Annotated in this window: 22 protein-coding genes, 4 tRNA genes and 1 other annotated feature; of the genes, 18 read left to right on the top strand and 8 right to left on the bottom strand. The window is 46.6% G+C overall.

Annotated features, from left to right (window positions below; translation table 11 throughout):
- Positions 1 to 2: 2 nt before the first annotated feature.
- Complete coding sequence (locus ANT_RS09610) at positions 3 to 983, top strand: hypothetical protein (protein WP_013560317.1); 981 nt, start codon at positions 3 to 5, stop codon at positions 981 to 983.
- Here ANT_RS09610 and ANT_RS09605 read toward each other — a convergent pair.
- From ANT_RS09605 to ANT_RS17055, 3 genes are read right to left on the bottom strand one after another with little or no spacing between them, the layout of a single operon-like run.
- On the bottom strand, positions 975 to 3,557 hold the full coding sequence (locus ANT_RS09605; RefSeq protein ID WP_013560316.1) for an AAA family ATPase: 2,583 nt from the start codon (positions 3,555 to 3,557) through the stop codon (positions 975 to 977). The two genes, ANT_RS09610 and ANT_RS09605, sit on opposite strands and share 9 nt — an antisense overlap.
- A complete protein-coding gene (locus ANT_RS09600; protein WP_013560315.1) occupies positions 3,554 to 4,918 on the bottom strand; it encodes a hypothetical protein in 1,365 nt (454 codons plus the stop codon). The genes ANT_RS09605 and ANT_RS09600 overlap by 4 nt, the downstream gene beginning before the upstream one ends.
- Complete coding sequence (locus tag ANT_RS17055; protein ID WP_013560314.1) at positions 4,905 to 5,528, bottom strand: 4Fe-4S single cluster domain-containing protein; 624 nt, start codon at positions 5,526 to 5,528, stop codon at positions 4,905 to 4,907. The genes ANT_RS09600 and ANT_RS17055 overlap by 14 nt, the downstream gene beginning before the upstream one ends.
- Before the next feature lie 288 nt (positions 5,529 to 5,816).
- On the opposite strand from ANT_RS17055, the gene ANT_RS09595 reads away from it, so the two are divergent.
- From ANT_RS09595 to ANT_RS09580, 4 genes are all read left to right on the top strand, one after another.
- Entirely contained in the window at positions 5,817 to 6,845 is a 1,029-nt protein-coding gene (locus tag ANT_RS09595; RefSeq protein WP_013560312.1) for a lysylphosphatidylglycerol synthase transmembrane domain-containing protein, read from the top strand.
- On the top strand, positions 6,788 to 8,131 hold the full coding sequence (locus ANT_RS09590; protein WP_197534056.1) for an NAD(P)/FAD-dependent oxidoreductase: 1,344 nt from the start codon (positions 6,788 to 6,790) through the stop codon (positions 8,129 to 8,131). The genes ANT_RS09595 and ANT_RS09590 overlap by 58 nt, the downstream gene beginning before the upstream one ends.
- Before the next feature lie 448 nt (positions 8,132 to 8,579).
- Complete coding sequence (gene dnaA, locus ANT_RS09585; protein ID WP_013560310.1) at positions 8,580 to 9,923, top strand: chromosomal replication initiator protein DnaA; 1,344 nt, start codon at positions 8,580 to 8,582, stop codon at positions 9,921 to 9,923.
- Between the two features lie 150 nt (positions 9,924 to 10,073).
- The gene (locus tag ANT_RS09580; protein WP_013560309.1) at positions 10,074 to 11,720 is read left to right on the top strand and encodes a ribonuclease J; all 1,647 of its coding nucleotides are present in this window, start codon (positions 10,074 to 10,076) and stop codon (positions 11,718 to 11,720) included.
- A 40-nt stretch (positions 11,721 to 11,760) separates the two neighbouring features.
- Here the strand turns inward: ANT_RS09580 and ANT_RS09575 are convergent, their stop codons facing one another.
- Genes ANT_RS09575 through ANT_RS09560 form a run of 4 tightly spaced genes read right to left on the bottom strand, consistent with a single transcriptional unit; the run spans position 11,761 to position 14,472 of the window.
- Positions 11,761 to 12,432, bottom strand: a complete 672-nt coding sequence (locus ANT_RS09575; protein WP_013560308.1) for a protein-L-isoaspartate(D-aspartate) O-methyltransferase — start codon at positions 12,430 to 12,432, stop codon at positions 11,761 to 11,763.
- Positions 12,407 to 13,501: an A/G-specific adenine glycosylase gene (gene mutY, locus ANT_RS09570; protein WP_013560307.1), complete on the bottom strand. Its 1,095-nt coding sequence runs from the start codon at positions 13,499 to 13,501 to the stop codon at positions 12,407 to 12,409. Before mutY ends, ANT_RS09575 begins: the two co-directional genes overlap by 26 nt.
- A gap of 2 nt (positions 13,502 to 13,503) precedes the next feature.
- A complete protein-coding gene (locus tag ANT_RS09565) occupies positions 13,504 to 13,806 on the bottom strand; it encodes a hypothetical protein (RefSeq protein WP_013560306.1) in 303 nt (100 codons plus the stop codon).
- A 21-nt stretch (positions 13,807 to 13,827) separates the two neighbouring features.
- Positions 13,828 to 14,472 carry an MBL fold metallo-hydrolase gene (locus ANT_RS09560; protein ID WP_013560305.1) on the bottom strand — a complete coding sequence of 215 codons (645 nt, stop codon included), beginning with the start codon at positions 14,470 to 14,472 and terminating at the stop codon, positions 13,828 to 13,830.
- A gap of 244 nt (positions 14,473 to 14,716) precedes the next feature.
- Between ANT_RS09560 and ANT_RS09555 the strand changes: the two genes are divergently transcribed.
- From ANT_RS09555 to rplL, 12 genes are all read left to right on the top strand, one after another.
- A tRNA-Thr gene (locus ANT_RS09555) sits at positions 14,717 to 14,792 on the top strand.
- Between the two features lie 71 nt (positions 14,793 to 14,863).
- Positions 14,864 to 14,947: transfer RNA gene (locus tag ANT_RS09550), tRNA-Tyr, on the top strand.
- Positions 14,948 to 14,997: 50 nt separating this feature from the next.
- A tRNA-Thr gene (locus ANT_RS09545) sits at positions 14,998 to 15,070 on the top strand.
- 53 nt (positions 15,071 to 15,123) lie between these two features.
- Positions 15,124 to 16,326: an elongation factor Tu gene (tuf, locus tag ANT_RS09540; RefSeq protein WP_013559427.1), complete on the top strand. Its 1,203-nt coding sequence runs from the start codon at positions 15,124 to 15,126 to the stop codon at positions 16,324 to 16,326.
- Between the two features lie 36 nt (positions 16,327 to 16,362).
- Positions 16,363 to 16,533 (top strand): 50S ribosomal protein L33, encoded by a 171-nt coding sequence (gene rpmG, locus ANT_RS09535; protein WP_013560304.1) that lies wholly within the window; start codon positions 16,363 to 16,365, stop codon positions 16,531 to 16,533.
- A 42-nt stretch (positions 16,534 to 16,575) separates the two neighbouring features.
- Positions 16,576 to 16,649, top strand: a tRNA-Trp gene (locus ANT_RS09530).
- Positions 16,650 to 16,732: 83 nt separating this feature from the next.
- Positions 16,733 to 17,059 (top strand): preprotein translocase subunit SecE, encoded by a 327-nt coding sequence (secE, locus tag ANT_RS17050; RefSeq protein WP_013560303.1) that lies wholly within the window; start codon positions 16,733 to 16,735, stop codon positions 17,057 to 17,059.
- Positions 17,060 to 17,091: 32 nt separating this feature from the next.
- Positions 17,092 to 17,772 carry a transcription termination/antitermination protein NusG gene (gene nusG / locus ANT_RS09520; RefSeq protein ID WP_013560302.1) on the top strand — a complete coding sequence of 227 codons (681 nt, stop codon included), beginning with the start codon at positions 17,092 to 17,094 and terminating at the stop codon, positions 17,770 to 17,772.
- Positions 17,773 to 17,852: 80 nt separating this feature from the next.
- Entirely contained in the window at positions 17,853 to 18,278 is a 426-nt protein-coding gene (rplK, locus tag ANT_RS09515; RefSeq protein WP_013560301.1) for a 50S ribosomal protein L11, read from the top strand.
- A 46-nt stretch (positions 18,279 to 18,324) separates the two neighbouring features.
- The gene (gene rplA, locus ANT_RS09510; protein WP_013560300.1) at positions 18,325 to 19,041 is read left to right on the top strand and encodes a 50S ribosomal protein L1; all 717 of its coding nucleotides are present in this window, start codon (positions 18,325 to 18,327) and stop codon (positions 19,039 to 19,041) included.
- A 26-nt stretch (positions 19,042 to 19,067) separates the two neighbouring features.
- Positions 19,068 to 19,225: a sequence feature (ribosomal protein L10 leader region), on the top strand.
- Between the two features lie 27 nt (positions 19,226 to 19,252).
- Complete coding sequence (gene rplJ, locus ANT_RS09505) at positions 19,253 to 19,780, top strand: 50S ribosomal protein L10 (RefSeq protein WP_013560299.1); 528 nt, start codon at positions 19,253 to 19,255, stop codon at positions 19,778 to 19,780.
- Positions 19,781 to 19,836: 56 nt separating this feature from the next.
- A complete protein-coding gene (rplL, locus tag ANT_RS09500) occupies positions 19,837 to 20,226 on the top strand; it encodes a 50S ribosomal protein L7/L12 (protein ID WP_013560298.1) in 390 nt (129 codons plus the stop codon).
- Positions 20,227 to 20,289: 63 nt separating this feature from the next.
- Here the strand turns inward: rplL and lexA are convergent, their stop codons facing one another.
- On the bottom strand, positions 20,290 to 21,015 hold the full coding sequence (gene lexA / locus ANT_RS09495; RefSeq protein ID WP_013560297.1) for a transcriptional repressor LexA: 726 nt from the start codon (positions 21,013 to 21,015) through the stop codon (positions 20,290 to 20,292).
- Positions 21,016 to 21,476: 461 nt separating this feature from the next.
- Between lexA and ANT_RS09490 the strand changes: the two genes are divergently transcribed.
- A complete protein-coding gene (locus ANT_RS09490) occupies positions 21,477 to 22,928 on the top strand; it encodes a DUF4153 domain-containing protein (RefSeq protein ID WP_172634609.1) in 1,452 nt (483 codons plus the stop codon).
- Positions 22,929 to 22,976 lie beyond the last annotated feature (48 nt).

Here is a 22,976-nt window from a genome sequence, read left to right as displayed (position 1 = left end):
AAATGCTCTTAACTTTTGATGAAGTTTTTGGATGGTTGAATCGATTCACTCCCACCCATTTGTCTAACAGGGACATCCTGAATTTTTTTCAATTAAGTGATAACCGATTGTCGAATACTGCCAAGATGGATGCTCTGGAGGAATTGAAAAGGGCGGCCGCCAACACACCCAGACCATTACATTCGGCAGAAATTCGCCTTGGGATAGCCCGGTATTTCTTCGCAGATCAGGATTTAAGAAATGCATATGCTGAAGCCGTTAGAGCCACTGAGCTGTTTAGACCAGGTTCACATCAGCACGGTGTGGCGTTGTGGTTATTGGGAATGATTGAGTGGGGTTTACTGGAAAACGCGAATGCATATTCTCATTGGTTTCTTGCCAGAAGGACATTTGTAGAGTGTCAGGCTCAGCGTAGTCAATTGGGAGATGCTGATGGAGTAAACTGGTATGTACACTGCCTGGAAGAAATGAATATTGATATGGCGGGTACAGTGGAAGAGGCTGAATATTGGTTAAATCTATTCGAGCCTTCAAAGATAAATGAGGTCGCCAAGCATTATGTTGACAGGCTAAGAGAACAAATTATTCAGAGAAGATTCCCGGAAGCCTATGAGGTTTCCAGATTGTTGATGTCTATTGGGAGGTCTAATCTTGATCCGCAGGAAACGGGGGAGATTTGGGTTAAACTTGCTGTTGCAATCCAGCAAATGGGAGAATTAAGAAGAGCGATTAATTTCCTGGAAAAAGCCTGTGCCGCGTTTGCGCCATACACGCATCCCTGGGCGGTTGTAAAATGGATGATGGGATTATTATATGCCAGGATTCCGCAAGAGCGGGAAAAAGGTTTGAAATTTTTGATGGAGGCCATCACTATTTTCGAGGAATTAATTCGAACATATGACTTTAGAAGAGAGATTCAGAGAAGAGACTGGTACCAGATAAAAATTACGCAAATGCATCGCGTCATTGCAGAATTATATTAATTTGATTTTTCGGGGAATATTGTAAAAAATCTCGCTATCATAACTGGTTGCATCTGGCACGTTGAACAGGACATCTTCAGGTAAAAATACATTCCAATTTTCATACCTTTGTTTAGACGAAATAACCCTCTCTACCAGGCGGTTTTTCATCAGTTCATAAATTTTTTTCGCTTCTCGTGCATTTCCAAATGCCTTACCATGAACTTTTTTTCTTCTTTCAAGTTCCTCCAATATTAAAGTCATAACTTCGTCAGTGATGGTTAACCCATCTCTCTCCGCCAGTTCACTTATCACTTCTGCAAGTTGTTCTGGAGAAAGATCTTCAAAGAAAATGGGATCTTCAAAACGTGATTTGAGACCCGGATTGCTGTGTAAAAATTGAAACATTTCCTCAGGATAACCTGCAAGGATAATACACCATTGCCCTTCGTATTTATCCATTGCCTTAACCAGTAAATCAATGACTTCCTGACCATAATGCTCTTTATTTGAACCCCGAATCAGGCTGTAGGCTTCATCAATAAATAAAACTCCTCCCAAGGATGATTTTATAACTTTCATGGATTTTTCTGTAGATTGCCCTACATATCCGGCAATCAAATCGGCAGCGGTGACTTCAACCAATTGTCCTCTTCTTAGGAAACCAATTTGGTGAAAATATCTGGCAATTAATCTTGCCACACTGGTTTTGCCCGTCCCGGGATTACCGATAAATACAAGATGTGGTATCTTAATCTGGGGTTTGGGAATCCCTTTATTTGATGCTTGGAGTTTTTCAAATTCAATTCTGAAAAATAATTGTCTGATGTAATTCTTGACCTGTACTAACCCTTTCAATTGATCCAATTCTCTGAAAATATCGATAGATTCACCTTCCCGGACTGGATTAAGAAAACTTAGATATTCTTGAGGAATATCTTCATAAGTAAGATAGTAATCTCCCCTTAAGTTTGAATAATGATATCTTGCCAGACATTTTCGTTCCATTGCTTCCACCATGTTGCGAATTTCCCCGGCATTTCCAAAGTGCTCATTTTTTTGAATTACCATTTGGTGTAAGATTTCCTTCAAGACAGTTTCCATTTCTGCAGAATATTGAAGGCCTTTGCTGTTGAACAAATTTTTCAGGATATCCCATAATTCTTCTTCTGAAAAATCAGAAAAATAAAATCGGTTTTCTGTTGGAAAGCGCCTGCTTAATCCCGGATTGGACTCCAGTAGTTCATTCATCTGCTGAGGGTACCCCGCCATAATGACAATAAAGTTATTCCGCTCATTCTCCATGCGAATCAATAAGGTTTCTAATGCTTCCTGTCCAAATCCACCCCTATCTTTGGCACTGAGAGAATAGGCTTCATCAATAAAGAGAACTCCTCCCATTGCTTTATCAATGACAGAGTTTGTCTTTATAGCAGTCCCTCCAACATATTCTGCAATTAAATCGCTGGCTTTGACCTCAACAAGATGCCCCTTCCGAAGAACTCCAATATCTTTCAATATCTCTCCCATAAGGCGGGCGATGGTTGTCTTCCCTGTACCGGGGTTTCCGATAAAAATCATATGGAAGTTATGATCGATGGGTCTCCCATTTTTCTTTTTTTCCTTTACCCAACCAGAAAGTTCCTTTATCCGCGTTTTGATTTCAACCAGCCCTACAAGTTCACTCAATTTTTCTTCAATACTTCGGGAGTCCTGATGGAAGGCTTGAAACCAACCTGTTTGTTTGCCCGTTGTTACCGAGAAATTGGAAATTTGAGAAAATCGGAATAACCAGGTTTTTAATGGTTGGTTTTCCAGCATGATCCATTCGGCTAGAGTTTCGAATTCTTCTTCAGGAATTTCTACGGACAAATTTGTTCTAGCAAATTGGAGTAAACGGTAACATTCGTCTAATTCAGGACCTTCAATAAATAAAAATGGATGAGTGGACAAATTTTTTTGGGGGTTATTCCCAAAGAACAAAGAGAGTTCGGGAAGGGGTAATAGTTCTATCCGGTTTGCAAGGTCTTGCAAGTCTGGCGAAGCAAATACAAAATAAATTTGGCTTTGATTATAAGAAGGCAATCTCAACCATCGTCCGATAATACTTGCCATAGAACGCTGGTCTTCGAAATGGGTGAGAAACACGTCTGCCTGATCGATAATCACTGCGGTCCTGAAAGGCGAGTGTTCCTGCAGGATATAATCTACCAGACGTAATCCATGTAAATCCCCCATTGGTTCACCATTTTCCAGGGAACTTCCACTAACCCTTTGGTAAAAATGGAGATTCCCAAAAGGACCTGTCTGAATTTCAGAAATCCATTTGCTTTGTAGTACCTCACTCCTTTTCTCCCAAATGATATGCTTGGAGAGTTGTTTTGATTCTTCATCCAGAAACTGCAGTGGGTTTTGAGGATTGAGAAACAGGACTCGTCTAAAACCTAAACCTTTCAGTGTTTTAAGAAGTGCAAATTCTAAAGGGACTTCTTCTAAATCTTCGGTTAGGAAGGAGTCCGAAATCCCAAAACCATAAAGAATCAGGAATTTATGTTCCAGTTTTTCCAAAACCTTTAGTCTAATTCTGTCCATCATCGAGCATTTCCATTGGAATTAAGAGATACTTTTTGGGGCTGTTGGGTAATTCTTTGAGCAGATGAAGGGATCTCAATGGACTCGTGAGCAACCCAACCAATCCGTTTCAGACTTCTTTGAATTTCTCTGGCACGCTGACGTAATTCGTGCAGGGATTGGGTCTGGTTATAAGTGGAAATAATATGCAAATGATGCTCAATTTTTTCTGGAGAACTGGTTTGAACTTGTATTTCAACGACATTTCCTAACGGGTCTTCCGCTTTAGCGATGTAAATATCCTTTTCTCCTGGCTTATAATGCCCTTCCACGGGTTTGTATCCTTGCTCAATAAGGGCAAGTAAAACATCGTGAGCAATCAGGTAATTCAAGTGAGCATTCAAGGCACTAAGTCTAGCCTGATGGATTGCTTCTAAGAATTCATTTTGTATCAAGGGAATTTGGTTCGCTTTAAAATTCCGAAGGTATTCTATTGGGTGTTCCAGTCCTTGTTCCTCGAACTGAATAATTATCGAGGAAATGGTTTCCTCCAGATTAGATAGGGAATTATCCGTCCATTCATCTACAGAGATTAGCGTGTCAAGAAAGTTTCCCTGAAGGTCTAAGGGCTTAATTTCACGGTTTTCAACAATTTCCTTCTTGATGGCGCGAAGTTCCTCCAAAATTTCTGCAAGGATTTTTCTCTTTTCTAACCCTTCTTTTTCTAATTGGACTCGTAGAGATGATAAAAAGATATAAAGGTTCTGACCGGTAGTTAGTGCGGCTTCGTACAATCCTGATTCAAAATTTTGGAGGGCAATACCTAATTGAGATGAGATGTCTCTCAACTCTTCCAGATGTGGAATGCTCTCTGGATAATTTTCCAGAATAAAGTTGTATATTTGAACACAATCATTCAACCATTCATGGGCTAATTCGGAAGTATATTTTTCTCTTTGGAAGGTTTGTTGGGATTGAAATTCTAACTCCGCAAGCCTTTGTTGGGTTGCTTCATGCTCACGAATGGTTTTTTCTTCAATGTAGTTTAAATTGTTTTGAATTTGATCAACCAAATTTATAAAATTTTCTCGGTCTTGATTAAGCATTTCCAGGATTTGCCCCTGTATCTCTCTCAGGTAAAATGCTGTTTGGGTCTCCAGATGAGAGAATTCTGTTTGTAATTCCTGACCCAGTCGAAGAAAATTTTCCTGCCTTTGAATCGTTGAATTTACCTGTTGAGATAAAAAGGCTAAGGTTTCTGGAGAGGGCTGATGGTTTGTTTCAAAAGGCTTGGTATCCATCCCTCTTAATAGCATCTCAGCCTCGTACAGCCGGCGATATTCTTCCTGGCTTATTGTCACGGTCGTCCTTTTATGTCCGCTCATGATTTCTTACCTCCGATTGAATAAGCCATGGTGGTTCCCCAATCATAAAAGACTCGATGCCACTGGTTGGAATACCCACTGCCAGAATTTTGTTATTTGAAATGTGGATTTCATTCACTCGTGGAGCACTGATGAAGTCATGATGAATCAGAGCCGGTGTCAGGTGATAAATTTTCTGATTTGTTGATCCTCGTAACCCCAGATCTGTGCTTTTCTCCCGAATGTATGCCCCGTCGATTAAAACATCAATCAAATGGAGCATGGCATGGACTGACTTTGAAGGGTGCTGGATTAGTTGTCGAAAAGTAAAACCGCTAAAACAAATTACATTTAATGAGGTACGCTCTCGGACGATATGCAGGAATTTTTCCAATTCCTGACTCTGGTTGAAAGGCTCACCGCCTGAAATAGTTATCCCTTCAATCCGATGGTCTGAAATTGCCTTCGAGAATAAATCTTCGGGAGTGTAGAATTGTGCGGGCTTATCTGGTATCCAATCTGGGGAATAACATCCAGGGCAATGGAAAGGACACCCTTGAACCCAAATGACAGTTCTCCAACCGGGTCCAAGAGATCTTGTCCCAACCTGAATCTCCGCTACATTGATCATTATGGATCACCCAATTTATTATAGAACATAAATTCTATTTATGCAATAAAAAGCGGATTAGAATTTCTTGCTGAGTTTTATTCGAATGAATTGTGCCTCAACCTTAAATTTGACCTCTGAATGGGAAAGGTTTAAAATTGCCCTGGAAAGGAGTCTGCAGATGAAGCAAAAGCAAGGCAAAAACCGTGTTCAACATGAGCAATCCATTCGGAGGAGAAATCAGATTATTCTGCTTGGACTCTCCTTGATTATTATTCTTTCCATGATCATTTCATTAGTGAGTGTATAATGAAGCGCTGGCAGTTTTGGCTTGGCGTTGGAATCAGCGCCTTTTTTTTGTATTTAGCGCTGGCAAACTTAAAATTAACGGAACTCTGGGAAACCATAAAATACGCAAAATACTGGTGGCTTGTTCCCGGTATAACGGTTTATTTTCTAGGGGTATGGGTTAGGGCATGGCGTTGGCATTACCTGCTTCGCCCATTGAAAAAAATACCAACAACCACCATGTTTCCAATTGTTGCAATTGGATACATGGGGAATAACATCTATCCAGCCCGAGCAGGAGAAATCCTTCGTGCGGTTATCTTAAAAGAGCGGTCGGGTATTCCAATCTCTGCGTCCCTGGCTACCATTCTTATCGAGCGAATTTATGATGGGGTGGTAATGTTGGCTTTTGTATTCTTAAACCTTGCCGAATTAACCCGACTGACCCATAATGCCGGATTAGGGGCAAATTTAGATATCCGTACGATTGCAATTGGTGGTTCGGCTGTATTTTTTAGCGCCTTGATTGTTTTTCTGCTATGTGCCATGTTCCCGAAACAAACAGAAAGTTTTTTGAGATTGCTCAGCAAATGGCTTCCGGAAAAATTTCGAGACAAGGTGCTTTCGGTTGCACTTAAGTTCCTTTCAGGGTTGGAAGCCTTGCGTTCCCCGCTTGAAGCCTTAATGATTTTTGCCACTACAGTTATTATTTGGCTTTTTGAAACGGCAAAATACTGGTTTGTCATGCATGCTTTTCCGTTTGAGGTATCATTCTTTGCCCTGATGCTCATGAATGGAATCGTTAATCTTGCTACAACTTTGCCCAGTGCGCCAGGTTACGTTGGAACATTTGATACTCCTGGAATTGCTGTGCTGGTAGCCTACGGTGTTTTACCAGAAGTGGCCGCCGGCTACACCCTGGTTCTTCACGGTGCGCTCTGGTTCCCAATTACGTTGTTGGGAGTTTATTACTACCTCAAACAGCCACTTCGGTGGGGAAAAGACATTCAACATACCAACAAAAAAGTGATAGAGGCAGAAGAAATATGAAAATTGCGGTCATTGGTGCTGGGCTTGGTGGAATGGCGGCAGCTTTTGACCTGGTCAAAGCCGGACATAAGGTTGTCATTTTTGAAGCCTCAGAGGTTGTTGGAGGATTGGCATCCGGCTTCAAAGAACCTCATTGGAGCTGGAGTGTTGAGCGCTTTTATCACCACTGGTTTCAAAGTGACCGGGCAATCTTAGGGCTGATTAAGGAATTAGGTTGGCAAGAGGATGTGATGTTCAGGCGCCCCAAAACGGTTGCCTATCATCAAGGCGAGTTTTACCCTTTGGACAGCCCTCTTGCTGCGCTTCGTTTCCCTGGTTTTCAGTTTCCTTGGGGCATCCTCCGCTTTGGGCTGGTAACGTTTTATCTTCGTTATCTGGCTCAATGGCAGAGTCTCGAGAATTTCAGGGCCCATGACTGGATGAGGCAGTGGTACGGAGAAAGGTTATATCAGACATTGTTCCAGCCTTTACTGGAAGGAAAATTCGGGCCCCATTACACTGAAGTCAATATGGCGTGGATGTGGGCGCGATTGAAAGCGCGGACAACTCGACTGGGGACTTTTCGAGGCGGTTTTCAGGTTTTTGCAGATCGTCTGGCGGATCATTTACGTTCCTTAGGGGTATCAATTCGGCTTAATACACCTGTAACTCAAATCACTAAAGGTAGAGAGCGACTTCTAAAAATAACCACAACTTCAGAAGAAGAGTTTGATCAATGTTTGGTCACCTCTTCGCCGGCACAACTTGCTCGTATGGCACCGGAGTTACCAGAGGATTATCTCAAGGGACTTCTGCGCCTCAAAAGTATGGGAGCGGTAGTCCTGGTGCTCTCTCTCAAACATCAATTGTCCAGGCAGGGGTACTACTGGTTTAATATTCCAAAATCTGCCGGCTATCCTTTCCTGGCTTTGGTCGAACACACAAATTACCTCGATCCTAAATTTTTTGGGGGAGATCACATTGTTTATTGTGGGGATTATCTTGACCCCGACCATGAATACTTCCGGTTGAGTGAGGAAGAACTGTTAAGCCGCTTCATTCGGGTGTTTCCAAAGTTCAACCCCGATTTCAAGCCGGAGTGGATTAATAAAGTGTGGCTTTGGCGTACCTCTTATGCTCAGCCGGTGCCATATCTGAATCATTCCCGGAATATTCCCTCCATTCAAACCCCCTTGAAAGGGTTATTCTTTGCCAGTATGAGTCAGGTCTATCCCTGGGATCGTGGCACCAACTTTGCGGTTGAGATTTGTCGAAAGGCTGCTCGATTGATGATGGATAGCGTATAGTTTACCTCTCGCAACACGCTTGGAAAGAAGTCCAAAAATCCCTATTTCTTTCAAATGATTATGTGGATTTATATAACAATATATAGCGACCGGTTGTGCAAATAATATAGCAACCCAAATATATGGGGTTGTAAGCGTTTTCAGAATTGCATATGTTGGAGTTTCTTCTAATAGTTGGGGAAGGCTGGCTTAAAATTTTTTTATGAGATTTCTTAAGAACTATAAACTTAAAAATCAGTATTTTTTTAATCGCCCGTAGGCTTTTTGACTTGCTCCTGACCGGGCATTTTGATAAAATTTTTATCGACGACAAGGGGTTGCTGGTATCGTCCCAAATCTGTGCAATGAGGATATATTGAGGGAGTTTTTCCCGCTGCGTTTGAGGAATGCAGCGGGTTTATCTGCCCCTGTGTTGTCATTGCACATAAAATCACTGGAGGTGTGTCTCATGAACCCACAGCAAGCATGGCAAGCCACTCTCGGACAACTGCAAATGGAGATGAACAAGGCATCGTTTGAAACGTGGGTGAAAGATGCACAATTAATTTCTGTTGAGGGAAGCGATTTTATCATCGGTGTTCCCAATGCTTACGCGAGAGATTGGCTGGAAAGCCGGCTGACAGCAACGGTTCAGCGCATTCTGGAAGGATTGATGGGCGCGACCCCGGCAGTTAAGTTCATCGTGTGGCATCGTGATGAAGTGGACATGCCAGAAGAGGAAGTACCAGAAGAAAGTCATCAGCAGGCTTTTTTGAGAAGTGGCACCAGCACAATTAATTCGCGATATACCTTTGACAACTTTATCGTGGGTGCCAGCAACCGCATGGCGCATGCCGCTTGTATGGCCGTAGCCGAAAGCCCTGCCAAAGCCTACAATCCCCTCTTCCTCTACGGAGGGGTAGGGTTGGGAAAGACACACCTGTTGCATGCGATTGGAAACGCAGCGCAATCCAGGGGCTTGCAGGTCCTCTATGTTTCTTCCGAAGAGTTTACCAATGATTTGATTAACGCGATTCGTTCTCACACTACACAGGCGTTTCGCGAGCGATATAGAAACATGGATGTGCTTTTAATTGACGACATCCAATTCATTGCGGGAAAGGAATCAACCCAGGAAGAATTCTTCCACACTTTTAATACCCTTCATGGGCAGGATAAGCAAATCGTCATTTCTTCAGACCGATCTCCCAAAGCTCTGGTGACCCTTGAAGAACGCCTTCGTTCGCGTTTTGAATGGGGACTGACCGTGGATATTCAACCCCCTGATTTGGAAACCAGGATAGCCATTTTACGCTCCAAGGCGGAACGCAACAACAAAGAGGTGCCTTATCCTATTCTAGAGAGTATTGCCCGTTTGGTACAGTCCAACATTCGTGAATTGGAGGGAGCCCTTACCCGGGTTTTGGCTTTCTCAGATCTGTCTGGAATGCCGTTATCCCCTCAACTCGTTCATACTGCCCTGGCGGATATGCTACCTAACCGGACGCATCTGGACTCTTCTCAGGTGTTAGAGGTAGTGGCCAGCGAGTTTGGCATTTCTCTCGATGAACTGGTAGGAAGAAGCCGCTCTCGGGAGGTGGCTTTACCCCGTCAGGTTGCCATGTATCTTATGCGAGAAGAAGCCAATGCTTCCTTGCCACAAATTGGAGAAGCCCTGGGAGGGCGGGATCATACTACGGTCATGTATGCCTGTGAAAAGGTAGCAGACATGATTGAACGCGATGACCGTCTGCGAAGAAAAATTTTTGCCATCCGCGAACGCTTATACGGACGTGCTACGGTCATGGCTTAATCCTTGTGAAAAATTAAGTTATGGTATAATTCCTGCGTTAGTAAGCCGGGCAACCGGTGCTCTGAAACGCAGGTTTTAGACATTTCAGGACGTTTACGCCCTGGCTGAAAAGCCGGGGCGATTTTATTAAGACATTGAGGGTAAGTTTTTATGAGCAATGGAATACTTCGGGTAATTCCTCTGGGCGGCCTGGGGGAAGTAGGCCGCAATTTGATGGTGTACGAATACGATAATGAAATACTGGTAGTAGATGCAGGGTTGATGTTCCCTGAAAATGATATGCTCGGGATTGATTACATCATTCCTGATATGACCTACCTTGCCCAAAACCATACCAAAGTCAAGGGGATTGTGATTACTCATGGGCATGAAGACCATATTGGCGCTATTCATCATCTTCTAGACCAGGTCAATGCCCCAATTTATGCCACTCCACTGACACGAGGATTGTTGGAAGTAAAACTGGGTAGAAATGGGCATGGTAGTAAGGCAGATTTGCGAACCGTGCAAGCCGGTGAAACCGTACAGATTGGGCCCTTCCAGGTAGAGTTTTACCATGTTTGCCATTCTATTCCTGATGGGGTTGGGTTGGGCATTCTAACGCCGGCTGGCTTAATCGTCCATTCGGGAGACTATAAGTTTGATCATACTCCCGTGGATGGAAAATCCACGGATTATGCAAAGCTGGCAGAATTTTCCAAGCGGGGAGTGCTTGCCCTGCTGGCCGATTCAACCAATGCCGAACGACCTGGTTGGACACCATCTGAGAAAACCATTGACGCTGCTTTTGATCAGGTGTTCAGCGAAGCCAAAGGGCGAATTATCATTGCCTCCTTTGCTTCTCTGATCTCTCGCATGCAACAAGCCGCCAATGCTGCTCTGCGCCATGGAAGAAAGATCGCTTTCGTAGGCGCGAGCATGCTCGATAACATGAAAATGGCGCGTAAATTGGGATACTTAAACTTCCCCGATGATCTGGTTATCCCTGTAGATCAAATTCTCTCCCTGCCTCCTCATCAGGTCACTATTATGTGCACAGGTTCTCAGGGAGAGCCCACTTCTATTCTGGGGAGGCTTTCACTTGGGACAAATCGTCTTTTTGATATTCAGAAAGGCGATACCGTAGTGTTGTCCTCCCATCCCATTCCAGGGAACGAAGAAAACGTTTATCGGGTGGTCAACCGTTTGATTGCCCGTGGGGCTTCTGTGATTTATGAAGCCATTGCACCGGTTCATGTGTCTGGGCATGCGAGTCAAGAAGAGATGAAATTGCTTTTGCAGTTGACCCGCCCGAAGTACTTCGTTCCCATTCATGGCGAATTACGTCATCTGGTACAGCATGCCAGGCTGGCGCGAGAAGTTGGAATTCCGGCAGAAAACATTCAGGTTATCCAGAATGGTATGGTGCTGGAATTCGAAAATGGCGAAATGCGCTTGAGCGATGAGCAAGTTCCAGTCTCTCATGTATTTGTGGATAGTGCCGGGGTAGGCGATGTTGACCCTGAATTAATGCGTGAGCGCGAAGCATTATCCCGGGATGGGGTGGTGATGGTGCATTTGACCATGTCCAAAGAATTCAATGCTGTGGTATATGATCCCGAAATCGTGACCAGAGGTTTTCTCCTCCCAAGAGATGCCAATGAATTGTTTGCGGAAATGCGCCGCAAGATCATTCAATCTGCATCCCGGGCTAATGGGAATGTGCGCCGTGTAGTTGAAGAGACGGTGAGAGAGTATCTATACAGTGAAACTCGACGTCGTCCCATGGTTTACGTAACCGTTTCAAGGTCCCTGTAAAATCCACAGGACTGTCCCGAACGAAGCGGACAGTCCTTTTTTATCGGGAGTACCATTGATCTTCTTTCCAGCCTTCTTTGCCTCGCAAAGGCACGAATGCTACTGGGAAAAGTTCCTTCGGTTCAAACCCTGCAGGTGTCTTCTGCCAGCGCATTAATTCCTGCCCGCCAGGCCCGCCAACGGGAATGACAAGATAAGCGTTCATTGATAGTTGTTCCAGCAAAGGTGTGGGAACTTTCGGTGCTGCTGCTGTCACAATAATTCCTTGAAAAGGCGCTTCTTCAGGTATTCCCAGTGAGCCATCCCCTACATGCACTTTGACATTTGTATAGCCTAACGCCTGCAAGCGTTCTCCTGCTTTTTGGGCAAGCGCCTGATGGCGTTCGATGGTATGCACCTCGCGTGCTATCCGGCTGAGAATGGCGGCTTGGTATCCAGAGCCGGTGCCTACTTCCAGAACTTTCTCGTCCCCTCTTAATTCCAGGAGTGCTGTCATAATCGCTACCATGTAGGGTTGAGAAATGGTCTGCCCAAACCCGATAGGTAGAGGGCAGTCTTCATATGCATAGGGTTGCTCTTCTTCTGGAACAAAAAGATGCCGTGGCACTTCTCGCATGGCTTGTAGGACACGTGGGTCGCGAATACCCCGTTGTTCGATTTGTTCTTTCACCATGCGTAAACGCGCTTCAAACCATGAACTTTCCGTGTCCATCTTTTCGCTCCACAAGTTCACGAGCGATCAAGCGGTCAATTTTTCCCATAGGAAACTTATCGAGAGAGGGAATGGGGATCCAGCGAATTTCTTCCGCTTCAATTGGATGGGGGATTTGCGAATCCTGTATGATGGCTTCAAATGCATGTAAGGTAACTTTAAAGTGCGTGTAAGCATGATGATAGGTACCAAAATGATTACCGACTTCAATCCTTACCCCCAATTCTTCGAGGATTTCCCGCTTCAGGCACTCGGGTAATCTTTCGTCATGTTCTACTTTTCCACCAGGGAATTCCCACAACCCTCCTAATAAACTCCCTAAGGGACGTTTGGCGAGAAGGACGGTATCTCCCTTTCGAATAATCGCAGCGGTCACGATTACCGAAGGAAGAGATTTTTTCTTCGCTTTTACAGGGATGTCATTTTGTTGGTTGTTTTGGTAAGCCCGGCACAAAACAGACAATGGACATTGCAAGCATTTTGGGGAACGGGGAAGGCATATCAAAGCCCCTAAATCCATAAGCGCTTGATTGTAATCGCCCACTTGTTCAGCAGGAAGACATTGTACTGCCAGGCTTTTCAGTTTTTTTTGAGTTTCTGGTAAGGACAAAGGCTCGGAGATTAAGAATAACCGCGAAAGTACCCGGCGGACATTTCCGTCGATCGCAGCCACTTTCTGCCCAAAGGCAATTGAGGCAATTGCCGCGGCAGTATAGTCGCCGATACCGGGAAGTTTTCTTAAGTGTTCCACATGTTGGGGAAATTCCCCGCGATAGGTTTGCACCAGAATTTGAGCGGTGCGATGTAAATTTTTGGCTCTCGAGTAGTACCCTAATCCCTCCCAGTAACGCAACACCTCTTCTAAAGAAGCCTGGGCAAGAGATTCCAGGGTTGGAAAGCGTTCCATCCAGCGCTGGTAATACGGAATAACCGTCTCCACCCTGGTTTGTTGGAGCATGATTTCGGAGACGAGCACTGCGTAGGGCGCTGACTCTTCTTTACGCCATGGAAGATTCCTGGCGTGAATTTGGTACCAGTCCAGCAATTGCCGGGAAATTTGGGTGAACATGGTTAAAACTGGAAACCGCCGTGAGCCTCTACCACCTTTTGCTCATAGTTTTGCACAAAATCCAATAATTGAGAATTAAGACGTTTCCACTCTTCAGATTGCAATACCTTGTTTACCTTTGCCAGTGTGGGCAACATTGCCCCAACCAGAATCTGAGGTCGTGCTCCATAGATGGTTGCCCAGGCATCCGTCAACTCAAACCCTAATCTCTGGACACCGGGGATAAATTCACGAACGACAAACTCAAAGTATTCCTGTTCTCGTTCGGGGATAATATCCCAGGTCATGATCAGTTTGTATGCCATTGGAGCACTCCTTCAGGTTGATCAGTGTTGGTAATCCAGAACGATCACGCGCGTTTCTTCGGGTAAGCCGGCTGTGCCAGAAATTTTCAGAGAGGGCAGGGTTTCAATTTCCGAAAGGCCCATCTCCTTGAGGAATTTATTCAAGGGATCCAACTTAAGGTTGCATGACGGAGTGTGATAGTGCATTGGAATCACAATGTTTGGCTCCAGTAAACTGATCACTTCTGCGGCTTTGGCGGCATTTAGACTGGAACCATCTCCAACCGGCACCAGTGCAATGTGTACCGTTCCCAGGTTCTCCACTTCTGTCTGGGAAGGAACATGGTTAAGATCGCCCAGGTGAGCCACGTTGATTCCATCGTAATCAAAAACATAAAGCGTATTGCGAGGAGTGTCTTCTTTCCCATTTCGATGATTGGTCTGCACTCCGGTAATAAAAACTCCGCCGATTTCGTATTCTCCCGGTCCGGTAATTACGTGAGAAACACCTTTTACCCCATCAAGGTAGTTGTGGGAAGGGGAGTCGTGGCTGATAGTTACTACATCGGCACGCAACTTTAGCGGTTCGTACCCAACCACTCGATGGTCAAATGGGTCGGTGACAATGGAAGCCAATCCTCGTTCAACAAGGCGAAAACAAGAATGTCCGTACCAGAAAATCTCCATGAAACCTCCAAGATTTCAAAATTATTATAACCTAGAAAGAGGCTCAGGTTGGACATCCTGTGTAAAAGTATGGAACGAGAAAACGTCTGAAATTTTCCTTGACGGTTCAAACGAGTTTTGATAAACTCCACTCCCGCAGGCAGAAATAACAGAGAGCACACAAACTACATTCCAGCAAAAATCTTGTCTTTCCGAAACACCTCTGGTATAATCTGCTCGCTTTACGGATCATTAACAATTCAGCGCCGACGTAGCTCAATCGGCAGAGCAACCGCCTTGTAAGTGGTAGGTTACGGGTTCGATTCCCGTCGTCGGCTCCAGTTGCAGGTTGGCAAGTGAGGTGATTGAAAAATCGCCTCGCTTTCGAGCCCGCAACGGGTTCAAAGAGTATGGGCAGTTAGCCAAGTGGCCAAAGGCGACTGACTGTAAATCAGTTGGGGACACCCCTTCGGAGGTTCGAATCCTTCACTGCCCACTTCGGCTGAAAAGCCGGAAAAATCAACCCGAAAGGGTGCATATCGGCAAGCCCTCATAGCTCAGGTGGTAGAGCGTGCCCTTGGTAAGGGCAAGGTCATGGGTTCGAATCCCATTGGGGGCTCTTTCAGCCGTATGTACATGTTGCAATGGAATTTTTGAAGGAGATGGAGAAACATGGCGAAGCAGAAATTTGAACGGACGAAGCCGCATCTGAACGTAGGGACGATGGGACACATTGACCACGGGAAGACGACGCTGACGGCGGCGATCACGAAGTACTGCAACCTGCTGGGGAAAGCGGAATTCAAGGCATACGATCAGATTGACAACGCGCCGGAAGAGAAAGCGCGTGGGATCACGATCAACATTGCGCATGTGGAATACGAGACGGAGAAGCGGCACTATGCGCACGTGGACATGCCTGGGCACCGTGACTATATTAAGAACATGATCACGGGTGCGGCGCAGGTTGATGGGGCGATCCTGGTGGTAGCGGCGCCGGATGGTCCGATGCCGCAGACGCGGGAGCACGTGTTGCTGGCGCGACAGGTGGAAGTGCCGAGCATTGTGGTGTTCTTGAACAAAGTGGACATGATGGACGACCCGGAACTCCTGGAGTTGGTGGAGATGGAGTTGCGGGAGATGCTGAACGGGTACGGGTTCCCTGGGGACACGACGCCGATAGTGCGGGGGAGCGCGCTGAAGGCGCTGGAATGCCCGTCGAAGGATCCGAACGCGCCGGAGTATGCGTGTATCAAGGAACTGCTGCGGGTGGTGGATGAATACATTCCTGAGCCGCCGCGGCCGGTGGATCAGCCGTTCATGATGCCGGTGGAAGACGTGTTCTCGATCAAGGGGCGCGGGACGGTGGTGACGGGGCGCATTGAGCGCGGACGGATCAAGGTAGGCGAGCCGGTGGAGATTGTGGGCTTGCGCGAGAAGAGCATGTCGTCGGTGGTGACGGGGGTAGAGATGTTCCACAAGACGCTGGACGAAGGCATCGCGGGTGACAATGTTGGTTTGTTACTGCGCGGTGTGGAGCGGACGGATGTGGAACGCGGGATGGTGATTGCGAAACCTGGAAGCATTACGCCGCACACGCGCTTCATGAGCGAAGTGTACGTGCTGAAGAAAGAAGAGGGAGGACGGCACAAGGCGTTCTTCAACGGATATCGGCCGCAGTTCTACATTCGGACGATGGATGTGACGGGGACGATCAAGTTGCCGGAAGGTGTAGAGATGGTGATGCCGGGCGACAATGTGAACCTGGAAGTGGAACTGATCGTGCCGGTGGCGTTGGAGCAGGGCTCGAAGTTCGCGATCCGCGAAGGCGGTTTGACGGTCGGCGCGGGCGTCATCACCAAGATCCTCGAGTAAGATATGGAAGGAGCAGCCGGGAGGCTGTAGGAGCATATGGCATCGAAAAAGAAAGATATTCGCCCTGTGATTACCTTTGCGTGCGTGGATTGTAAGGAGCGCAACTATACCTCTCAGAAGAACCGCCGCAACGATCCCGGGCGTCTGGAACTCAAAAAGTATTGTCCGCGTTGCCGGAAGCACACTTTGCATCGCGAGACTAAGTAAGATGAAAAGGAACCGGCTGGTTCCCCGCCAGCCGGTTCATAAAGGCCAGTAGCTCAATTAGGTAGAGCACCTGTCTCCAAAACAGGGGGTTGTGGGTTCGAGTCCTGCCTGGCCTGCCTTCAACATGGCGACGCCGACCTCGCCGCAAGGAAGCGCGAATGGTGAGGCGGCGTTTTAGCCGTAAAGACAAGGAGATACTGTGGCTGAGAAAACGTTGAAAACCAAACAGCAGGAAAAAGTGAAAGAGGTAGCCTCGCCGAAGACAGCCTCTGTTGTGCGAAAAGAGCAAAAACCGAAGGTTGAAACGCCCCGCGCCGCAGAGAAAAAACAATCGGCTCGGCCTGGTCGTCTGGCTACCTGGTGGCGTGAAACCATTGGGGAACTGCGAAAGGTCACCTGGCCCACCCTTCCGGAAGCCCGCCGGTTGACGGTTATTGTCCTTATTGTCGTGGGTGTTACCAGCCTGGCCCTCGGGCTGTTGGATTGGGTTTTCTCGCGGCTTATTGCTTTGTTAATTAGCCTCTAGTGTCTCAAAATGGGGATAAACGGTTAGAAGAAATGGAAGAACCGAAAGATCAAAATTTTGAAGCGGATTTTTTGGATGAGGAGAAGCCGCGTCGGCGCAAGAGTCGAAGCGGAGAACCCAGGACTCCTCGGAAAGCATCCGTTTCTGCAAAACCGGAGGAGCCGGTCTCCAAAGAAGGAGAAACCGAGACGCCCGAGCGTGCCTGGTATGTGGTGCATTGTTATTCAGGGTACGAAAACAAAGTGCGCCATAACCTTGAACAGCGCATTGAAACAATGGGGATGAAGGACAAAATTTTTGATGTCGTCATTCCTACTCAGGAAGAAATAGAAGTCAAGGATGGAAAACGCAGAACGGTTGAACGCCACGTTTTTCCAGGATATGTTCTGGTCAATATGATTATGACTGAGGAATCCTGGTATGTGGTACGAAATACCCCTGGCGTAACCGGTTTTGTCGGAATGGATCAACCCACTCCTCTCCGTCCTGAAGAGGTAGCGCAGATTCTAAAACGCATGGAGGCTGAAGCCCCTCGGGTCAAAGTTACCTTCAAAGTTGGGGAACGTGTTCGTATCGTAGATGGTCCTTTCAATGATTTCCGTGGCACGGTCTCGGAAATTGATATGGAGCGCAATAAAGTTCGTGTGATGGTCAATTTCTTTGGCCGTGAAACGCCCGTTGAATTGGACTTCTTACAGGTTGAAAAAGCGTAGTAAAATATCGGGCGTTAAGCCTGATGAGTGGAAGGGCGATCCCTTAATTCGCCCGCTAACACCACAAAGGAGTTGATACTGTGGCAAAGAAACTTAAAGCAATCGTTCGTCTTCAATTGAGAGGTGGGAAGGCTACGCCTGCACCTCCGGTCGGCCCAGCACTGGCTGGTCATGGAATCAATATCATGGCGTTTTGTAAGGAGTACAATGCTCGTACTTCCAATCGTGCTGGTGAGTTGATTCCTGCAGAGATTACCGTTTATACCGATGGTTCCTTCACCTTCATTCTCAAATCGCCACCGGCTTCTGAACTCTTGAAGAAGGCTGCTGGCATTGAGAAGGGGTCTTCTGCCCCCAATCGTGATAAAGTGGGCAAGGTGACCCGTGCGCAGATTCGTGAGATCGCTGAGATCAAGATGAAAGATCTGAATGCGATTGACATCGAAGGTGCTATGAAGCAGATTGAAGGAACTGCCCGCAACATGGGCATCATCGTCGTTGATTAGTGGGAGGGATGACTTTTCGTCTCCCGTTATCACCACGGAGGTAAAAATGGCAAAACACGGAAAAAAATACTTGCAGGCACTGGCAAAAATTGACCCCAACCGGGTCTATGAGCCGAAACAGGCGTTGGAACTCATTAAGGAGATTTCCTATGCCAATTTTGACGCGACGGTGGAAGTACACATGCGCACGGGATTGGATCCCCGTCAGGCGGATCAGCAGGTGCGTGATGTGGTAGTGCTTCCGCATGGTTTGGGAAAAACTGTGCGGGTTCTGGTCTTCGCACAGGGGGATGGCGCTACATTAGCCCAACAGGCAGGTGCCGACTATGTAGCGGATACTGATGAGTGGATTCAGAAAATTCAGGGTGGCTGGACCGATTTTGACGTCGCTATTGCTACCCCGGATATGATGGGGAAGGTCGGGCGTTTGGGACGTATCCTTGGTCCTCGCGGTTTAATGCCAAACCCGAAAGCCGGAACAGTTGTTCCCGCCGAAGACCTGCCTCGGGTTATCAAAGAATCCAAAGCCGGGCGTGTGGAATTCCGTTTGGATAAGAGTGCAAACCTGCACGTTCCCATTGGAAAGGTTTCTTTTGACGTGGAAAAATTGTATGAGAACCTTTCTGCGTTGATGGAAGCCATTCGCAAAGCCCGGCCGGCGGCAGCAAAAGGTGTGTATATTCGCCGAGTAACTATCACCCCTACCATGGGACCTGGTGTCCGCATTGACCCGAATGTGGCACTGTCCTTGACGGTCAAGTAGGAAACAGAGTATAATACAGTCCGTTTGGTGAACGAATTACTTCACCGCTGAAAGCAGGTGCCGAAAGGCTTAATATCCCGCCGAGGTGAAGACGTTTAGATCGCAGGATCGCCTCCTTTTTATGAGGAGTGAAAAGCGTCTTTGCCTCAAGGGAATGTGGCAAAGACGCTTTGAGTTTTAAAATCTAAAAACGGAAGGAGGTGAATACACTTTGGCATTCACGAGAGAACAAAAATCTGCCATCATGCAACAATACCAGGAGTGGGTGGCAAAAAGCCAGGCAATGTTCCTGCTGGAATACACCAAGATGAACCAGAAGGACATGGATACCCTGCGCGCCAAAGTGCGTGAGGCTGGTGGTGAGATCCACGTGGTTAAAAACACGCTCTTCGGAAAAGTCCTTTCCGAAGCCGGTGTGGATTATGGGAAGATGCTGGAAAAAACCACCATGGTTGGCTTTGCTTTCAATGATCCACCTGCACTGGCAAAGGTTGTCAACGAAGCGGCTAAATCTGAGGTGTTCGCTGTCAAAGGCGGTTTCCTGGGAAAGGTCTCCATCAATGCCGTTCAGGTCAAAGCCCTGGCCGATATGCCGCCGTTGCCTGTGTTGCGAGCTCAATTGTTGGGTGTACTGCTGGCGCCGGCATCCAAACTGGTTCGCACCATTGCCGAACCTGGCCGCTCGATTGCAGGCGTCATCAAAGCGTATTCCGAAAAGGGTCAAACCGCTTCGGCTTAAGTTCTACCAATTTAGTTTTTTGAAAATAAACCATATTGAAAGAGGAGTGCTAAACAATGGCTGACTTGAACAAACTCGTAGAAGAACTGAGCGCGCTTTCTGTTCTGGAAGCCGCTGAACTGGTCAAGATGCTTGAGGAGAAATGGGGCGTTTCCGCTGCTGCTCCGGTGGCTGCTGTTGCTGCTATGCCTGTGGCTGGTGGTGCTGCTGCGCCCGCTGAGCCCGTTGAGGAAAAGACTGAATTTGATGTGGTCCTCAAGGATGCTGGTCCCAAGAAGATTGAGGTCATTAAGGTTATCCGCCAACTGACCAACCTGGGTCTGGTTGAAGCCAAGACAATGGCTGAAACCGCTGGCGCCAAAGTCCTCTCCGGTGTTGGTAAAGAAGCCGCTAACGATGCCAAGAGCAAACTCGAAGCCGCTGGCGCAGTGGTTGAGATCGCCTAAGTTTCTCAGAGATGACTTAAAAAGCCCGGGTAACCGGGCTTTTTGATTTTTTTCACAGAAAACTTAATGAGATGCGTACTGACGAAGCACAAGCACTACCTTCCCACGTACCTGTACTTCTTTTTCAGGGCGAATGATGGGTTGCATGGTGCGATTGGCGGGTTGTAAGCGCACAAAGCCATTTCTTTCGTTGTAGTAATATTTCAACGTGGTCTCGTTGTCACGGGTGAGCCAGACGGCAACCATATCCCCGTTGTTGGCAACTTCTGCGCGCTTTAGAATCACAATATCACCATCATTTACCATGGCATCAATCATGGAGTCCCCTTCTACTTCCAGGGCAAATAAATCGGAAAGTTTCTCCTTGGGAAGCAGGCTTTGGGCTACTTCAACGGTGCTCATGGAGTCAAAGTAAGGCACGTCGGATTCGGGCATGGGAATGGGGTAACTTGCACCAATCCGTCCGATAACCGGGATGCTGAGCAATTCATGTGTAGCGCGCTCCATTGCAGTTTTGACAGTATTAAGTGTTTGCATGAAAGGAACCTGTCCATCCAGAGTCCGTAATACTCGAATGCTTCTGGAGATCCGTCCGCCGCGTTCAATGAAGCCCGCTTCTTGTAATTGATTCAAGTAGTAATCAACCAGCGAGGTTGAATCTACATTGATATGGTTACCAATCTCCCGAATGGATGGGGGATATCCATGTTTTTCTTGATACTTTATAAGGAAATCCAGGATCTTTTTCGGACGCTCCCCCAAACCTTCACTTTTTCGTGCCATCATCATGTTTGCCTCCTGAGCACAATTTATCGTTCATTTGTGCTATGAACATTATAATAGAACAAGTTTTCAATGTCAATACGAAATCCCACGTATTTTCTCTCTCGGGGTGGACCTTTCATGGGAAGTTCGCGCAGTATCCCTGATATTCTTAAGTGATTAACAAGGGTACACTTGATTTTTGGGCTCCCCGAGAAGTGGATTTTTCCGAATTGAGAGAGATTTTGATACTGTATGATAGTGTTTGAAAGGGCGAGAATCCTATCATCATCTCCAGGTTTATCTGGCTGTGGTGATTCGAATTGAGGGAGAATCACCGGTCTCTCTGCCAATTTTTGAAGGAGGTATTCGAGATGAAGAATTATTATTCCTTTTGGTTTGCCGCTTTTGTTATTGCGTGTGGGGTTGATTTTTTATTTTGGGGAAAACCCATTGGAGTTTCTTTTCCCCTCTGGGTGTTACTCGTGATGAGTAGTGCAATCTACCTGGCGTGGAAGACGAAGATGCGTCCTGCTCGTGAGAATCTTTTTCTTGGAGTTGCAGGTTTTGGACTTGCGCTTTTACCTTTATTGCGCGCCGAACCTTTTACGCAAGTAGTGGCGGTTTTGCTGACATTGCTGGTTTTGATGCTATGGGCTGCAACTTTACGAACCGGTCACTGGCTTCGTTACAACCTTTGGGATTATATTCGAACTGTGGCTGTTTTGATATTCGAGGCTGTTACTAATCCGTTCAGGCAACAGACTTTTTCTCAGCCCCATTCTCAGGAAAGTCAGAAGTCACTGCCTCGACAGGGGTGGGCTGTTTTGCGTGGAATTCTGTTGTCTTTGCCTGTTTTAGGGGTTTTGGTTATCCTTCTGGCTTCTGCTGATCTTGTCTTTGCAGAGCGATTACAAACGGTTTTTGGAGCCCTGCGCCTGGATAAATTCCCCGAAACTCTTTTCCGATTGTTTTACGTATGTGTACTCACAGTGATCTTTTGTGGGGTGCTTTTGCATACTTTCTTTCCCGTTTATCCGGTTCAACCCACCCGGGAAAAAAGACTCTTCCCACCGTTCCTGGGGTGGACGGAGAGCAGTATTGTCCTCAGTAGTGTTATTTTGTTGTTTGTTTTCTTTGTGATTCTGCAATTTCAATACTTGTTTGGAGGACAGGCGAACATCCATGAGGCAGGATTTACCTATGCTGAATATGCCCGTCGTGGTTTTGGAGAATTGGTATGGGTCGCCTTGATCTCTCTGATGTTGATTCTGAGCCTGCATGCAGTTTGTCGGTGTGATACTTCTTCATACCAGCGTGGTTTTATCTTTTTGAGCAGTTTGTTGATTATCCTTGTATCGGTGATTCTTGCTTCTGCGATGCAACGATTAATTCTTTATGAGCAGGCATATGGGTTTACGCGACTTCGCACTTATACCCATATCTTTATTCCATGGTTGGGAGGATTGTTCCTTGCAGTCCTTGGATTGCTGATCACGAATCGGATGCATCAGTTGGCTCCTGTGTTGTTTATCCTGGTGATTGGTTTTGGGTTATGCGTGGGTTTCTGGAATATTGATGGATGGATTGCACGCCAGAATGTGCAACGCGTATTGGCGGGCGAAGACCTGGATGGAGAATATCTGCAAATTCTTTCTGCTGACGCTGTGCCCGAGTTGATCAGATTGGTTCAAGAGAAAGGCTTACCAGAATCTGCTAAGGAAGAACTTCTGATTGGGCTTGCATGTCGGGCTTCCCAGTCGGCGGTATCTGTACCGGCATGGCAATCCTTCAACTTAAGCGAAGCCCGTGCACAAAAACTCTTATCATCCCATGCTTATTTGTGGAAGAATTACCCTATTCAGCAGGACAGCGATGGAAGGTATGTACTGCAGAATGGCTCACCCCGGTATTGTAGAGAGGTTCGGGGGGTGAATTAATGCTCCTGATAACAAAACTACTCCAAGCAGTTGGAAAACTTGAATAGG

Source organism: Anaerolinea thermophila UNI-1, assembly GCF_000199675.1.
GTDB classification, from domain to species: Bacteria; Chloroflexota; Anaerolineae; order Anaerolineales; family Anaerolineaceae; genus Anaerolinea; species Anaerolinea thermophila.
The sequence above is the reverse complement of the archived record's forward strand: the minus strand, read 5'-3'. Positions and strand labels throughout refer to the sequence as shown.

Coding starts and splice junctions, on each gene's coding strand:
- ANT_RS09610 (WP_013560317.1), top strand. CDS start 3: ATGCTCTTAACTTTTGATGAAGTTTTTGGATGGTTGAATCGATTCACT.
- ANT_RS09605 (WP_013560316.1), bottom strand. CDS start 3,557: ATGATGGACAGAATTAGACTAAAGGTTTTGGAAAAACTGGAACATAAA.
- ANT_RS09600 (WP_013560315.1), bottom strand. CDS start 4,918: ATGAGCGGACATAAAAGGACGACCGTGACAATAAGCCAGGAAGAATAT.
- ANT_RS17055 (WP_013560314.1), bottom strand. CDS start 5,528: ATGATCAATGTAGCGGAGATTCAGGTTGGGACAAGATCTCTTGGACCC.
- ANT_RS09595 (WP_013560312.1), top strand. CDS start 5,817: ATGAAGCGCTGGCAGTTTTGGCTTGGCGTTGGAATCAGCGCCTTTTTT.
- dnaA (WP_013560310.1), top strand. CDS start 8,580: ATGAACCCACAGCAAGCATGGCAAGCCACTCTCGGACAACTGCAAATG.
- ANT_RS09580 (WP_013560309.1), top strand. CDS start 10,074: ATGAGCAATGGAATACTTCGGGTAATTCCTCTGGGCGGCCTGGGGGAA.
- ANT_RS09575 (WP_013560308.1), bottom strand. CDS start 12,432: ATGGACACGGAAAGTTCATGGTTTGAAGCGCGTTTACGCATGGTGAAA.
- mutY (WP_013560307.1), bottom strand. CDS start 13,501: ATGTTCACCCAAATTTCCCGGCAATTGCTGGACTGGTACCAAATTCAC.
- ANT_RS09565 (WP_013560306.1), bottom strand. CDS start 13,806: ATGGCATACAAACTGATCATGACCTGGGATATTATCCCCGAACGAGAA.
- ANT_RS09560 (WP_013560305.1), bottom strand. CDS start 14,472: ATGGAGATTTTCTGGTACGGACATTCTTGTTTTCGCCTTGTTGAACGA.
- tuf (WP_013559427.1), top strand. CDS start 15,124: ATGGCGAAGCAGAAATTTGAACGGACGAAGCCGCATCTGAACGTAGGG.
- rpmG (WP_013560304.1), top strand. CDS start 16,363: ATGGCATCGAAAAAGAAAGATATTCGCCCTGTGATTACCTTTGCGTGC.
- nusG (WP_013560302.1), top strand. CDS start 17,092: ATGGAAGAACCGAAAGATCAAAATTTTGAAGCGGATTTTTTGGATGAG.
- rplA (WP_013560300.1), top strand. CDS start 18,325: ATGGCAAAACACGGAAAAAAATACTTGCAGGCACTGGCAAAAATTGAC.
- rplL (WP_013560298.1), top strand. CDS start 19,837: ATGGCTGACTTGAACAAACTCGTAGAAGAACTGAGCGCGCTTTCTGTT.
- lexA (WP_013560297.1), bottom strand. CDS start 21,015: ATGATGATGGCACGAAAAAGTGAAGGTTTGGGGGAGCGTCCGAAAAAG.
- ANT_RS09490 (WP_172634609.1), top strand. CDS start 21,477: ATGAGTAGTGCAATCTACCTGGCGTGGAAGACGAAGATGCGTCCTGCT.